Source organism: Pseudoalteromonas luteoviolacea NCIMB 1944, assembly GCF_001625565.1.
Classification (GTDB): domain Bacteria; phylum Pseudomonadota; class Gammaproteobacteria; order Enterobacterales; family Alteromonadaceae; genus Pseudoalteromonas; species Pseudoalteromonas luteoviolacea_F.
This window is the reverse complement of the sequence record NZ_AUXS01000097.1, coordinates 247,986-264,493: the sequence shown is the minus strand read 5'-3', so window position 1 is coordinate 264,493 and position 16,508 is coordinate 247,986. Positions and strand designations below refer to the sequence as shown.

Sequence of the window (16,508 nt, the reverse complement as noted above, 5' to 3'; positions counted from 1 at the left end):
AACAAAGATGAGGGTTTTAACATTTGTTTGAACGTTTATATTTAGTAGATAGTGCTCCAAGCATACTCCCCCTTATATGAACTAATACACACAAGCTCATAGAGACACTAAAATGCCACAGCATCTCAAATATAAAGCTCCATTTCCAACAATTGAATTCCACTTACAAAAACTGAGAAAGAAAATATAAAAACAAAACCACACTTGATTTTAAAAATTAGCTCTGATACGTTTTAACCACCCAAGCAAATTGGGTTAAAATAAGGAATATTGAAATGAAATTAAATAAAACAATTATAAAAAAACTATCTCTAAATAATAAAGAGATTCAAAAATCAAAAACCGACAAAGTCGCTGGTGGCGCAGGTCAACACTCGGGCGAATATTCTTGCCACGCTCTCGATTGATAATTAACACTTTAAAGTTAAATTGTTTTAATAAAAAAATAAGCACTTAAACAAACAAAGCCATGTCAGACATGGCTTTTAATGAACAACGTTGCAAACGTTTAATATTGTGCTGTGCCAATACAGGCAACTTACACCGATTTCATAAAAATGGCTTCTAAGCCAATCGCATCTGAAAATCCAGCGCATGACCCCTGAACATCATAAACAATTATAGGCTTTTTTTGAGCTTCCGCAGAAAGCACCAGAGATAACCATTTATCAGAGGCAGGATCTGACGTGCTCCAACCCCACCATGTATCATTCTCTTTACACGAACCATATGTAGGTCTATCAATATTAATTCGTATTCTATCCGAGTAGATCTGAATTTCCTTAATATTTCTCTCAAACTTATACCCTGCTAAAGCATTGCTTGAAAATAAACTAAAACCTAAGATAGCGGCGGCCGTCATACTTCTTTTGAACATGATTACTTCTCATTAACTCCTCCTCGAAAAGGAGGTTTTATTACTTGGCTATTTTTTTAACAGTAGTACAGAGCCAAGTTTACTGTTCTACTCCTGATTGTTAAGTTACAGTCGAAAAACTATTTTAGAGAGCATTATGTATGTGAGGAAGCTTGTCAGTTAAGAGAAAGGTATAGTTATTCCTAAATATAAAAAACTGGTAAATAATTAACTCACAAAGGCAATGCCTTTAGGTTTTCGCTGTTTTATAAAGTTATTTGCAATTATTATATATTTAACTGATTCGATTTAAAAGCGCATTCTATACGTACTTTACGAGACAGAAGCTTAGTAACTATGACGAAAAAGACGCTTGTTCAACTCGACCCCCCAACTCAATTTGTAAAGAGTAAAAGTCACTCTATATCGGAATAACCGTTTTTTGCTATCCCATTTTGGCATGAGTCTCGGAAGTGGACATTGAAGCTTCACAGAATACAACATTCATACCTTTATACTATACCGATAATAAATTACGCTACCAATAACGTATTTTCATTTACTCTCGAATGTAAAATCATCAGTGTAAAACATAGCTTTCAAATACATTTAAATTGTACCAACTAATACATAAACACATTAGCCTTATATATTTATTTTACTTTCTGCTTTGCCACATATACATTAGGCGAGTCTAAGTAGGCGCGTTAAAACTAATAGCTTTTAAAGTTAACTCTTTGGCAGACTGAATTCGATTAGCTATGACAGCTTTTAACTTTTCCATTAGGTTGCCTATCTCTCAACATCAGGACTCAACCCCCTTTGCAAGTTAGCTTCCCACGACAGACAAATTAAACTCATTACCTATTCATGACCCCATAGTGTAAATAGGTCGTGCACCGAATTCTCGCCTATTGAACCAAAGTTTAATATTGCCACTAACTGTAAGGATTTTATTATATCGGAAGCTGTCGAATACCTTTCGTTTTTCATAGCCATTGTTTGGCAGCTTTTTAGCTTTATTGAAAAATACGAAGGCTGAACTTTTAAAATGTAATTAATTAGTTACAATAGCGAAAACATTAATGGAGCAAACTAAATGCATGGAAACATAATTCGAATTTGCTTGGTCTTGGCAATGACCGTATTAGTAGCCGCCTGCCAATCAAGCAACCCTATACAGAATACCCAACTAAACGATCAACACCCCTTGAAATTAGGCCAGGGCGTTGTAGCGCTTGAGCTAATCAATAACACCGACAGACTCGGAAATTTGCACCCCAATTGGGGCGAAGTCATTATTATCCGAATCGATAACGAAGAACAAAGAAAACAAGCAGCCATCGCTAAAGCCAAAGAGAAAGCACTTAAAAAGGGCAAAACATTTGATCCTGAAGCCGTTGATTGGGAGCATGAGTACTTCAGTTTAAGACCAAATTCAAAAGGCACAGTATCAAGCCAATTATTTGTCGGTGCAATGCCCGAAGGTGAGTATCTCATTGGGTCACTGTATAGTTACTATAATGACGGAAATATGTCTTCTTGGATCACCATGCCTGTGTTTCAATCCGCTGGCGTATTTGAAGTGAAGGCAACACAGCTGACTAACTTGGGCACAATCGTCTTTCAGCCTTTGTTAAATACCAAAGAACCTTCGTTTTGGAGCAATCGTACAGAACAACGAGCTTACGTCACTCGCCTCAGTGGCGATACAGACTTAGCGCCATTTGTAAAACATCACTATCAAAATTTGGCCAGTTCAATGGACTTTTCTTCGATTAACTCCTGGAAAGAAGATCCATTTACCGAGCTCAGAGCGAAACTTGGTTCACTCTCCAAATCAAATGCGTACGGTGAACGGGCAATTGCTCTGCAAGGCAGTGAGTTAAACGCTCTGGCAGCACGATTTGGTTTGTTACATTTAATCAATGGACAAGGAGACTTGACCACAGAGTCGCTTCCTACATCTTCTCAACTCACGTCAAGCCTACATTTCCAAGGTAATCTGCTGGTTGGAAGTGAGCGAGGTTTACTATTTAGTAAAGCTCAAAACGGTCAATGGCAATCTAGTCAGCCAATCTCAGCAAAAGAAGCCTTTGTATGGTTAGGTTCAGCCAACGGATTTGGCTATGCACTGGCCAGCTCTCAAAAACAGCATGTGCTATATCGTTTTGCAGGTGCAGATACCCGTTGGCAAAAAATCGGCGAGTTTAAAAAGAAGGCGAACAATAACTGGCTAGTACAAAATGGCGGACTTTTTGTGTTCTTCGACGCGCAAGGTGAACCAAAGATAATCAACGACAACAAGCTTTTATCTTTTAATGAAGCCACAAACTCTTGGCAAGCAACTAAATATAAAAGCTTCAAAAAATTCTCACAATTGAAAACCGGTGAGCTTATCGCTGTTGAAGTAAGCCAGTGGGATGGATTTGGAGATCAGGTCATTTCCCTTGATTATGGACAAAGCTGGCAAACAATAGAACGCTCAACAAGGTTATTTGGGGATGCCAAAGCGGACGCAACCCTCCCTGCGCTGCTTCCCAATAATCAAATCGCCTCGGTGGGCAGAGTAAAAACGGTTAAAGGAAGTAAAAAAAACAAACTGCGTATTATTACTGCTGATATTCAAAACGCGAGTGATAAAACCAAGTGGACACCACATGGCGAACTCAAAGCAAACTGTTCCACTCAGCTCGCGGAGCTAACACAAGGCTCAACTCTCTTCTTCTTGTGCGATCAAGGGCAAGTTGTCAGTACGTCAGACCTTGGACAAAGCTGGGACGTGCGAATAGATATTGATATTGCGCGCATGCAAGCCCAGTATGAGGCTTTTTTAGCTTCACAGAAAAAAGAAGCAAAGGCGAACTCGGACGAAAAGCTCTAAACGTCTATTGAAAAATCCAAAGTATGTATCAAGCCCGCTTTTAGCAGAGTGGACTTGATACTTTCTGCGCATAGCGACAAACCAACTACGATAAATGCACTGCGATAAACTCAACCGGGTGCATAGGCTTTTGCCCTTCAAAGCGCTTGATTTGGCTGCGACATGAAAAGCCTGTCGCCACAACTTTTTCTGCCTTCACGTATTGCTGCCAAGACGCGGTGTAAAGCGTTTCTGATGCAAGCTGATTTTTACTTTCGTGACCGAAAGTTCCAGCCATGCCGCAGCAACCTACATTAGGACTTTTAACCGCTACACCAAGTTTTTTGAATATTTCCTGCCAAGTCGACGAACTTGCACGAGTATTCGTCTCTTCGCTGCAATGAGGTAAGAGCGTCAATGACACTGTAGATCCGGTAAACTTTAATTTTGAAAGGTTTTGTTGTTTAAGCCATTCATGTACGGTTAAAACATGAAAGTCGCCGCGCTGCTGTGACGTAAGTACTTTTCGATATTCATCGTCATAGACAAATACCATAGCTGAATCCAAACCAATCATGGGGATGTTTAGACTGGCGGCTTTTTGCAAAAAAGCGCTGGTAGCTATCGCTGTTGACTTAAATTCAGGTAAAAACCCTTTTATATGCTTGGTTTTGCCATTTTCATGATAGGGCAACAGCACAGCTTGTTTCCCCAATTTATTCGCCAACTTGATGACTGCTGCAATGAGTTCAGCTTCATAGAACCAAGTAAACGGATCGAGTACCACCAGCACCAAGTTATCCCTTTGCGACTGGCTAAACTTGCTCAATACTTCATAATCGTACTCCATGCCTTTGGGCTGACGCTTACTCAACAAAGGTAAGTCTTGATAACCCAAAACCCACTTACTTAAATTATTCGCCAACTTTGAACCTATCAGTGTATTTAACACTGCCGCACCACGGGACATAACAGGCAATAGCCTTTCTATGTTAGCGACCATATGATCTTTAAGCCCCCGGCCATATTTTTGATGATAAAAATGCAAAAAATAAGCCCGGGAATTAGGGATATCCACCTTAACTGGACAAGCAGTTGAACAAGCCTTACACGCTAAACAAGCATCCATTGCCCGCTTTACTTCATGATTCAATTGCGCCAACTCTCCAGCTTCCGATATTTCCACCTTGGGCTTAGCATCACTGAAATACGTCGATTGCTGCAATGGTAAGTTGACACCCTGCTCTGCTTGCAATCGAGTCCACTCTTTAAATAGCATAGCGCGCCCCTTGGGCGAGTCTCGCCGGTCTTTAGTCACTTTGTAGGACGGACACATTTGAGTATGCTCACTGTAGTTGAAGCACAGCCCATTGCCGTTGCAGTTCAGAGTATCTTGAAATGAAGTTTTGATATTGATAGGCACAAGTTTATCGAAGCGCGCTCTTAAAGGGCCATCGACACTTGCAAGCACAGTGTTACTATCTAGTGGCATACAAATTTTACCTGGATTGAGCTTATTGTTCGCATCAAACGCCGTTTTTATCTTTCTCAGCTCTAAAAATAAATCAGAGCCAAAGAATTCAGGACCGTATTCACTGCGAAACCCTTTTCCATGTTCTCCCCAAAATAGTCCACCATATTTTTTAGTTAACTGCGCCACTTTGTCAGAAATAGGTTTGAGCATAGCTTGCTGATTTGTGTCACATAGATCTAAAGCAGGACGCACATGCAACACCCCTGCGTCCACATGACCAAACATGCCATAGGCCAGATTGTACGAGTCAAGTAGTGCTCTAAACTCAACGATAAAATCAGCCAAATGTTCAGGAGGCACTGCTGTATCTTCGACAAATGCAACGGGTTTTTGTGCGCCTTTGGTATTGCCTAAAAGGCCCACCGCTTTTTTACGCATGGCGTAAATTTTAATGATGTCCGCTTTATCCGTTGTGATTGAATAGGACACTACGCCCGACTTGTTACTAGCGATAAGCTCTTCTAATTGAACTGCGAGCGCGTCAACCTTAGTATTGATGTCTTGCTCATTTTGACCATTAAATTCAACCATATTCAAGCCGTCAGATGTAACATCTGCTGGCGTGTCTAAAAACTTGGCAACACTTCGCCAAATCATATCTTCACGTGCAAGGTTAAGTACCTTGCTATCAACAGTCTCCACCGATGTCGAGCGCGCACTCACTAAAAAAGGAGAGTGTCTAAGTGCAGAGTCAAAGTTATCATAATTGATATTCACCAGTGTTTTGTATGGCTCGATAGGTAAGATATTAAGCTTGGCCTCTGCAACAACACCCAATGTGCCTTCACTACCAGCGATAATACGCGTTAGGTCAAACGTCTCCATATCATCGCTAAATACGTTTTTAAGATCATACCCAGTGAGAAAACGATTCAGTTTAGGAAATACCTCAAGAATTTTTGCTCTGTTTCGCTCACAACTATCGATAACATCACGAAAAACCTGTCCTAATCGGCTTTGTTTTGCAGCAATTTCTTTTGCTGCCAAGGTACTCATTTTACTCGTATCTAATTCATACCCATCGGGCAAAAAGCATTTTAGAGATATCAAGTGATCACTGGTCTTACCGTAAACCAAAGAGCCCTGCCCTGAAGCGTCGGTATTTATCATACCGCCTATCGTAGCTCGGTTGCTGGTAGATAGATCTGGCGCAAAAAAGAAACCTAGCGGCCTTAAATAATCGTTTAATTGGTCCTTGACCACACCGCCTTGAACTCTTACCCACTTTTCTTGGGTGTTTACTTCAAGGATTTCCCGCATATGGCGGGACAAGTCAAGTACAATACCGCCAGTTAGAGATTGTCCATTCGTTCCGGTTCCGCCACCTCGTGGTCCAAAAGAAAGTACGCTAAATTCTGCCCGCTCAGACAGAGCCAGCGCCTTTTGAATATCATCATTTGATTTGGCAAAGATCACTGCCTGAGGGTACTGCTGATAGATACTGTTATCCGTTGAGTGTACTAACTTGGTTGAATAGCTGCTGTCTATCTCTCCTTCAAAACCTAGTCCCTTCAAAGCGTTAAGATAATTATCAAGCACTTCTGCTATGTGCCCGCTAGCGTTATTTTCTTGCTCCATTTTTTGCGCCCCACAAAATGATACAATATAACATAACCGCAAGGGTTAATCTGTACAATTTAGTGAGGACAAAATTCTTGGCAGGTTTAGCTCTCGTCAACCAGCACTCATTGCATAAAAAAACGGCAAGATAATTATCTTGCCGTTTTATATCGGTGGGAGACCTTCGTTCAGTATAGTTAAATTACTCAGGTTTGCGACTAAACAACTAGTATTTAAAATCGTTACTATAGCCTGCTACATGATCTGCACTGAGTTTGAAACATAAATTATCTCTAGAAATACATAACTCATGTTCTCCTTGGGTCGCTGAAACTTCTATCCAATCCTTTTGCGATAACCTGTGCGCTTCAATGCCATTGAAGCTAAGCACTTCGTCACCAACTTTGATACCCGCTCCAAAAGCGGCCATATCTGGCATTATGTACCGAACGACAAAAGCACCATTAACCAACTTTCTCAACTCTAACCCAAGTAAATTGTATCGAGCATTAAATAGGACTGAATTATAAGGCTTTAAGTGTAGGCTCACATTGTGATAATCAATTACATAATTAAAATGGGACAATATAGAGCTTCCTAACACTGACTTTCCGTCATCGCCACCTTCAATAAAATTAGTTTTTACATTGCTTAATTCTAGCCCTGCAATTTGTAGTGATGGAATAGTGCCGCGTTGATGAATTGTTTGACCACTTAAGCCAAAATCAGAACCAGTGACTGTTTTACCTTTAAATTCATAGCCCAAGTCACGGACATGGTAATTGTTAAGCTTGAAATAGTGGCGACTGCCAGTATCAAGTACCAGCTCCTGAGACATTATTTGGTTGTCACCTAAATCAACTTCACTGTCAAAATAAAGTTTGCTGAGAGATACGCGCATAGGGATTGATATATCTTGCTCGGACGGTTGGTAAGGCTCACGAGAAATGTCAATGGTCCCTGCTTTCGAATCAATATACCAAGTAAAATGTTTAAGAATATCATGACCCAATACACCATCGAACACTGCCTCATCATCCCTCAAAAAGTATTCGCTTTCGGTCACAGGCATATAGGCAAAACTCACATTTTTAAAATTCACTTTACCGAGTTGAATATCGCTAACTTCGGTTTGGAAACCATGAGAATTTTTGCCATCTCCCCACCCTCCTAACTCAAGTGAGTAGCCCTCCTTTAATGCCAAGGCTTTCACCTTTTTGGAATCGTTTAAAATTGAAATAGACGCGCCTGTATCAATCATCATTTTGAAGCCCTGAACCCCGTTGATAGACATATATACATAAGGTTTAGCGCTAATTTGTGCATCCACTTGCGTTGTTTTTTGTCCAGCTTGCCAATGTGGCTGGATATCATCGTTTTCGTACTTCAGCCGAATATAATTAGCAACACTGCACCCACTGAGCGTCATTGCTCCAAGTAAAACCACGAATAACTTCACCGCTCACCTCCATTAAGTTGATTTATCAGCGGAGCTTACTCTTATGTATGTGAAGAGAATGTCAAATTCAAGATAATTGAGATGGGAATCGATCCGAAGGTCAGTTATGTACAGACAGCTCATTTTGTGTCATGGGTCCGTTTTGTATTGAAAGTAAGTCTTGTACCACGGGCCAACATTGTAATAATGCGTCCTTTGTCATCCCGAACTTGATTCGGGATCTAAATACTCTACCTAAAACCCATGGATTGCGGAACAAGTCCACAATGACGGGAGTTGGAATCCAAATACACCGCCCAAAACCTATAGATTGCGGAGCAAGCCCGCAATGACGGGAATTGGGATCCAAATACTCTACCTAAAACCCATGGATTGCGGAAAAAGCCAACTTTGGCATGGATGAGCCTATGATTGTTCATAGACTCAACCCTCAACTTTTAACCACCAAACGTTTTGGATAGATGGGTTGCCAGTTTAATTTCAATAGGCTGAGCTTGAGCCGTAATATCCACTAAAGCGTCTTCAAAACTACCCTTAGACAATGCACTATAAGCATCATTTGACAGACCATATGGCTCGCTTGGCATGCCGATGAAAGGAAAAACCATGCGATCGAGTGTGCCATCACTATCTTTATCGTGAACAACGCTGATGGCGTACTTGCCCGCTGGGATATCCGTCAATACAACTTCCGTTGCCGGTATGCTGGGCTTGACGACTATGCGATGAAAATACTTAATGCTCGAAGCACTGTAGTTATCATCACTGTAATAGGAGCCTGCATTGTCATGCAAATATACCAGCAGCTGGCCTTCGGTGCTCTCCACATGATTTACCACAATCCGGACATCGGTTGGGGCACCTTTCACTTTATTAATACTCATGTTGGAAGTCGACGAACACCCAGCTAACAGTACGCAAATTAAAGATGACAACAATACCTTTTTATTCATAACAAATACCTTTTAATCTTCACAGTCTGTATCAATCATATTGGACAATACCCTGCTAATTTCAGTATGGCTTTGCAAAATATCTCCATGATTTCGCTGCGTAAGCAAAGTATAATCAACCTTGCCTCCAACAAACTCTCCAACATTGTTGTCTACAATAGCATCCAATGTTTTCGACCACTCATGTGTCAACATTTCTGAGACTTGTGCCTCGTATTGACCTGCTTTTAATAGATGCACCTGAGTCGTTTTTAATGGCTGAGTTAATGGGCACAAGTCCAACAGCCCTTCCGCTTTGCGGGCTTTTATCATGGCGTCGATATTCTCTGTTCCATGCCCAAGCTCTTGCATACGTGTAATAAACAATTGTTCATTTTCAGACTCAAATTCTTGGGTAAGCAATTTGAGCTTACCTGACTTGATAATAGTGTCTAAAAGCAGCACTTTTATGTCAGCGTTGTGGTTTCTTTCAAACAAACCAGCCATTTCTAGTGCAATGTTACCACCTAGTGACCAACCAACTAGCTGAACTTTATCAAGTTCAATATGGGTGCAAACTTCGTCGTAATAAACCTTAGCTAGCACATCTAACTGACTAATTTTTTGATCATTGATGAGGTTGTAATTGTCAATGCCCAAACAATTAAACGACCCACTTAACTCTGCTGCTAGCCCTTGATAAACCTCACAACCACCGCTGCCAGCATGGATCATTACAAGGGTTGGCAAACCCGCTTTAAAATTGTTCAAACGCTTCACTAACTGCCCGTCTCGCGCTTGGTTTCGAATCAAACTTGCAAGGCCTTGCACCGTAGGCGAATTAAACAAATCTGCCACAGAAAGCTTGCAATTGATGGTTTGGTTTATCATTTGTGTGAGCTTAATAGCCGCGATTGAGGTCCCACCCAATTTGAAGTAGTCATCGCTAATACCTATTTGCGAATGACTTAGTGCTGATTGCCATAACTCACATAACTTAAGCTCGAGGGCATCCCGTGGCTCAACATATGTATCACTGGAAATAAAATTGGGTTCTGGCAAGGACTTCACATCCAGTTTGCCGTTGACATTGAGTGGGATCTTATCAAGTAACGTTATTGCGGATGGCACCATAAAATCAGGTAGCGCACTCTGTAAATAATCCAAGATCTGCTCTACTTTATCAGCCCGTGTATCGTCACTCACGACATACGCCGCGAGATACTTTTCAGTGCCATTTTGTTTTGCTATCACCGCGGTTTGCTTCACCCCAGCAATACTACAAATAGCACTTTCAATTTCCCCTAACTCAATTCTAAACCCGCGTATTTTCACTTGCTTGTCATTACGACCAACGTACTCAATATTGCCATCACTTTGCCACCTAACAATGTCTCCTGTGCGATACATACGAGTTTCTGCATTGCTTCCTGCAATCGGTTTTACAAATGGGTTTTCTACAAACTTTTCAGCGGTTAGTTCTGGGCGGTTTAAATACCCTCTGGCAAGGCCCTCACCACCGATGTAAAGCTCACCCGGTGTACCCACAGGTACTGGGTTACCCATCGAATCTAGCACATACAAAGTTTTGCCAGTCAAAGCATGACCAATGGGCGCATTAGTTCGACTATCATCGAGATGGCAAACAGAGGCAAACACTGTGGTTTCTGTCGGGCCATAGACATGACTTAACTTCACTTGCGGTGTACTTTGCTTAAAGGCATTCACCACATTTAAATTGACCTGCTCGCCACCAAATAAAATGTGCTTGAGCGAACTACTTTTAAGCTGCCCACTGGTTGCCAGCGCATTAAATAATGCAGTGGTCATAAAGCTCGCATCTATATCGTGTTCTAGAACATACTGCGCAAATAACTCAGGAGATAGTCGCGTGTACTTATCAACTAAGTGCACACACAAACCGTTGAGCAAACTGAACATGGCATCAAAAATAAAACCATCGAACGCATAAGATGACATACTTGCGATATTACTCACCTTAGATGCATCCAAGTAGTTATTACCCAATGCAAAGGAATTCACAGCATGGTGCTCTATCTCTACGCCCTTGGGTTGACCTGTGGTCCCAGAAGTATAAATAACATAAGCTAAGCTAGTCAGTTCAGTATCTACATCCAAATTCGCGGTGTTCTCGCCACCAACGTGCTCGGCAACCAATACCCTTGGCCCTGCGTCCGTATTGAAGATCCCTGACACCTGAGCATAATAATCAGCGTGTGTCAGTATCAAAGGTACATTCGCATCGTCGACAATAAATCGCGTGCGCTCATCTGGATTATCCATCGACAGCGGTACATAAGCAGCACCGGCTTTTAACACAGCTAAAATCGCCACAACCATATCGATATTTTGAGGGTAGTACAGTGCAATTAATGTATCTGGCTTGATCGCTGATTTTTGCTCAGTCTCGTAGGCTTGTCGAATACATCGAGCAAGCTGATTGGCCCTATTATTAAGCTGCTGGTAACTCAATTGTTCGTCACCACACACCACGGCAATGTCATTGCTGTGTTGTTGAACAACCTGCTCAAATACACGCTGAATCGAGTGTTCACTCAGTTTATGCACTGGCTGTGCGTTGAAGTGCTCAAGCAACTGTGTGCGCTCAACGTCACTCAGCACATTAATGTGGTGCAATGGCTCAGATGGCGCGGCCAACATACTTTTGAGTATCCGCAAATAACGGCCTGCAAGTGCGTCAATTGTCACCTTTTCGAATAAACTGGTTGCATAATTAAACTGCAAACCAAGCTGCTCAGCGCTATCATCCACCATTAAGGTTAAGTCGTATTTTGCACTCTTTGCATTGAGCATATCGCTTAGCACAGGGGTGAGCTGCATATCACCGTGCACAATCGACTCAGCATTCATGCTCTGCACACTAAACATCACCTGAAAAATAGGGTGACGAGAACTATCTCTTTCCAATTCTAACAATTCAACTACCTGTTCAAACGGCAGCTCTTGGTGTACTTTCGCTTGTGTTACCAACTGATGGGTATGTTGAATAAATTCGCTAGCACTGGCTTGTTTATCGACTTGGCTGCGCAGCGCCATAGAGTTAACAAAAAATCCGATTAAGGCCTGCACTTGGCTATGATGTCGGTTGTCAGAAGGCGTACCAACTACAATATCTTGCTGGCCAGATACACTGGCCAAAGTCACATAAAAAGCGCTCAACATCACGGTATACACACTTGTTTGATGTGCTTTGGCAATCTCCACAACCTGCTTGGATAAGTCTTTATCAAGGGTTAAATCGAGATTTTCTCCGGCATAACTCACTTGGCTTGGCCTTGCTCTGTCATAAGGTAACTCAAGCGTTTCGAAACCTTTGAGCGCACCTGTCCAGTAGCTTTGCAGCTTGTTTAGTGTCTCACCTTGAAGATAATCTCTTTGCCACTTTGCGTAGTCCGCATACCGGATGCTCAACTCTGGCAGTTGTGCAGTTTTACCATCCAGTGCCGCTATATACGCTTTCGTTAGCTCGTCGGTGAATACAAAAGTCGACCAGCCATCAAACGCAATATGGTGCCAAACAAAGAGCAAATACTGCGTGGATGAACAACAAATGTGATACACCCGCATTGGACTGTCTTTTGACAACTCAAATGGTTGTACAGCAAGTTCACTCACCAAAGCTGCCAACGCAACTTCATCTACCACTGTGTGCTGTAAAATGGCAATGTTTTTGCGTAATGCGCATTGGCTTAAGACGCCGTCATCACGGGTATTAAATACCGAGTTTAATACCTCATGGCGAGCAACTACTTGATTAAGCGCTTGTTGTAAGGCACTAAGGTTTAGCGACTCCCCCACTTCAAACAGGGCTGGAATGTGATATGCACTACTGCCCTTTTCGTAACTGTCGATAAAGAGCAACCGCTCTTGTGCAAATGACAGCGGTAAAACCTCGCAGTCACTGCGTGGGATCACAATGGCCTGTGATGCATCAATTACTTTGGCAAGTTTTGCTACCGTATTATGTGTGAATAACATTTCGAGTGGAATATCACGCTTAAGCGCTTTGCGGCTGGCCGCAGACAGACGAATTGCCGTAATTGAATTACCACCTAACGTATAAAAATTATCATCCACACCCACAGTATCAACATTGAGCACCTGCTGCCAAAGCTCGCATAAAGTCGACTCAAGCTCACTGCTCGGCGCTTTATAGCTATGTGCGAAACCTTGATTAGGAATAGGCAGCGCCTTTTCATCCAGCTTTCCATTGCCAGTCAAAGGGAACACATCTAGTCGAGTAAAGCTGGCTGGGAGCATATATTTTGGTAACCTTGATCCCAGATATGCGCTTATATCTTCTTCACAGGCGGCACTGTCTGCGCTGGCAATCCAATAGGCATGTAGCGCACCGTCTGCATGACTTTTATCTGCAATGACAGCCGCACTGTGAACACCAGCAACGTCACATATAGCATGCTCAATCTCACCAAGTTCAATCCGATAGCCTCGAATTTTAACTTGATTGTCGTTTCGACCAAGGTATTCAATTTCACCATTGTCGAGCCAACGAACCAAATCGCCAGTTTTATATATACGCTGATTGTACGTATCATCGCTACTTACAAACGGATTTTTAATAAAGCGCGACTGGGTTAAATCTTCCCTATTTAAGTAACCTCTGGCAACACCAGCACCGCCGATATATAACTCACCGATTGCGCCTACTGGCACAGGTTTAAGTACCGATGACAAAACATACAGCGCAACATTGGGATAAGCATGCCCGATACCATTAACCACTTGACTTGGGTCAACGCGCTTATTCATGGCACCAACGGTCGCCTCTGTCGGACCATATTCATCAATCAATGTATCGGTGACTATTGAGAGCTTATCAATCACCGGCTTAGTCAGTGCTTCACCGCCCACCATTAAGCTGCGTAAGGTTATCCCACTGCCAGTCAATAATATGTTCGCAAGACTCGGTGTGGTTTTTACAAAACGCACTTGATTGTTTGTCAAATGTGCCTGATACGCTGACACATTGGCAATATCATCCTGGTAAACACACACTGTGCCACCCGCCATCAGTGGGCACAAGGTGGTTGTCACAGTCAAATCAAAACAATAGTTGGTCGAAAAGTCTGTTACATCCAGAGCATCTAATAAGGTACTTTGCACCCCAAAAAAGTAATTCAGCACCTGCCCTTGCTCTACCATCACGCCTTTTGGTTTACCTGTGGTACCCGAGGTATAAATGACATAAGCAATGTTATTTATACGACTGCGACGCTCAGCAAAGCCTTGTGGGTTATTTGCTACCAACATAGGTTTATCACAGCTGATAAAGCCAACTTGGGTGCCCGTGAGCCAAGTATCTAATCGATGGGCATATTGAGATTGAGTCAACACCAAGCGTGTGTCTGTATCAGCCAAAATAAACTGTACTCTGTCCTCAGGTGCATCCGGGGAGATAGGCACATATCCCGCACCTAATTTCAATACCGCTACCATCGCCACAAGGGTTTCAGCACTTGGGCTCAAATACAGCCCGATCAGTGTATCGGCTTGCACCGACTCCCCTTGCTGAGTAAGGCGCTGCAAAATGTTATTTGCTAAATGCTCAGCTCGCTCATTAAGTTGGTGATAACTTAAAGAAGTTTCCCCCGCTTTAACAGCCACCTTGTCTGGCATAGCTTGCGCGTGCTGGGCAATCAAGCCCGCAATGTCAGTTTCAAATTCAAAGTGCGTTTGTTGGCAGTGCCACTGCTGAGTGATTGCCTCACACTCAGCTGGTGTCAACAACCCTAATTGCTGATGCGGCTGTTCTGGCGCATCCACCAGCTGCTCAAGCAGAACTTTAAGCTGAGTTACCAACTTAGTGGCTTTGTCAGTATCTAACCAATTTGCACTGTAGTTAATGGCAATATCGAGCGTATCACCCTGCTCTGTCGCGACAATTGACAGCGGATAGTCAATTTTCTCTACCACCTTTTTGAGTTGCCATTTTCGAGTATCCCCTTGATGATTGATCGGATAGTTTTCAAATGTGAACAAGGTATGGAATAACCGCTCACCTTGAGGTTGCAACTCCGCTAAAGCAACACTGCTGGCACTGTTGAGGGAGGCAATCGACAGCTGAATGTCAGTCATGATTTGCGCACAAGAGGCATCTTGTGGCCAAAACACTTGCAGCGGCAAGGTATTGATAAATAATCCAACACTGTGGTCGATGCCGTCAACCGGCAAATTGCGACCAGAGACAACAGTCCCCACAGTTGTTTGCTCATCTCCCGCATAGACTTGAATAAGCTTGTGCCAACAAAATTGCAACGCGACATTCAATGTCACGCCCGCATTTTGGCACATGGATTTGAGTCTATGAAACTCAGCACCACTTATCATCAGCTGCTGCGTATCTGGCTCTGTGACCTGCATTGGTTTGGTTAAATCAAGGGGGGCACTCAACATACCCGAGATGTCGTTTGCCCCTTCAAATTGCAGCTTCTTTTCTAGCCAATACTGCTGTGTCTGTGCTTGGTTCTGTTGATAGTACTGCTGCGTTGCCAAATAGGCCGTTTCGACCTCAACAGTTGGTATCGTCCCCCCTAACAGCTGTTCATAATATTCATGGACACTGCGCAGCAACAAAGGCGCACTCCAGCCATCGCTGATGCTGTGGTGCTCCGTTTTTAGTAAGGTGTATAAGTCATCTGCTTGCTTGATAAGTGAAATTCGGATCAAGCCCGGCTTTGACAGATCAAACCCTTTTGCGCGCTCCGCTTGCTGCAACGCATCTATCTTTGCACCACGCTCTGCTTCACCTAATGCGCTGATATCTTCATAGTAAAAGCTATTGCTGTCGATACTCGCTTTGGGGGAGACAATTTGCAACAGGGTTTCATCCCAGTTAAAAAAAGTGCGCAGTGCAGGGAACCGTAAAGAGGTCAACTCCCAGGCCTTTTGATACAAAGGTACATTGAGCGGCTCTTGATAATCCAACATCATTTGTACGCGATATGCGTCATCGTCTGGCTGATTCAAATGATGATAGATAAACCCTTGCTGCAAGCTGTTTGCCGGACTCACCGACTCAATCCTACGAGAAGGCGCAGTTTGACTCTGAATATAACGTCTAAAGGCTTTCGCCGAGTCAATGTTTTGCTCACTCAAAAACGCAATTAATTCTGGCTTATTGGCTTTGATTTTATTCACTAACTGCGGATCCGGAGACGCATTGCCAAAAGCCAATTTTAACTTACCTTGCTCTGCCCAAATAGACAGGTTATGTGCGCTTATTTCTTTGATAAGTAACATTG

The 16,508-nt window shown here is 42.7% G+C and carries 7 protein-coding genes; 2 read left to right on the top strand and 5 right to left on the bottom strand.

Annotated elements, in window-relative coordinates; translation table 11 throughout:
• Window positions 1–275: 275 nt before the first annotated feature.
• Window positions 276–407: a hypothetical protein gene (locus N483_RS27650; RefSeq protein WP_023400489.1), complete on the top strand. Its 132-nt coding sequence runs from the start codon at window positions 276–278 to the stop codon at window positions 405–407.
• 131 nt (window positions 408–538) lie between these two features.
• Here N483_RS27650 and N483_RS26065 read toward each other — a convergent pair whose 3' ends face one another.
• A complete protein-coding gene (locus N483_RS26065; protein ID WP_023400488.1) occupies window positions 539–877 on the bottom strand; it encodes a hypothetical protein in 339 nt (112 codons plus the stop codon).
• Window positions 878–1,955: 1,078 nt separating this feature from the next.
• Here N483_RS26065 and N483_RS26060 point away from each other — a divergent pair.
• A complete protein-coding gene (locus tag N483_RS26060; protein ID WP_023400487.1) occupies window positions 1,956–3,740 on the top strand; it encodes a hypothetical protein in 1,785 nt (594 codons plus the stop codon).
• Window positions 3,741–3,825: 85 nt separating this feature from the next.
• Here N483_RS26060 and N483_RS26055 read toward each other — a convergent pair whose 3' ends face one another.
• From N483_RS26055 to N483_RS26040, 4 genes are all read right to left on the bottom strand, one after another.
• Entirely contained in the window at window positions 3,826–6,831 is a 3,006-nt protein-coding gene (locus N483_RS26055) for an FAD-binding and (Fe-S)-binding domain-containing protein (protein ID WP_023400486.1), read from the bottom strand.
• Window positions 6,832–7,039: 208 nt separating this feature from the next.
• Window positions 7,040–8,272, bottom strand: a complete 1,233-nt coding sequence (locus tag N483_RS26050) for an aspartyl protease family protein (protein ID WP_023400485.1) — start codon at window positions 8,270–8,272, stop codon at window positions 7,040–7,042.
• Between the two features lie 437 nt (window positions 8,273–8,709).
• The gene (locus N483_RS26045; protein WP_023400484.1) at window positions 8,710–9,225 is read right to left on the bottom strand and encodes a DUF2141 domain-containing protein; all 516 of its coding nucleotides are present in this window, start codon (window positions 9,223–9,225) and stop codon (window positions 8,710–8,712) included.
• Window positions 9,226–9,237: 12 nt separating this feature from the next.
• Complete coding sequence (locus N483_RS26040; RefSeq protein WP_023400483.1) at window positions 9,238–16,506, bottom strand: non-ribosomal peptide synthetase; 7,269 nt, start codon at window positions 16,504–16,506, stop codon at window positions 9,238–9,240.
• Window positions 16,507–16,508: the final 2 nt, after the last annotated feature.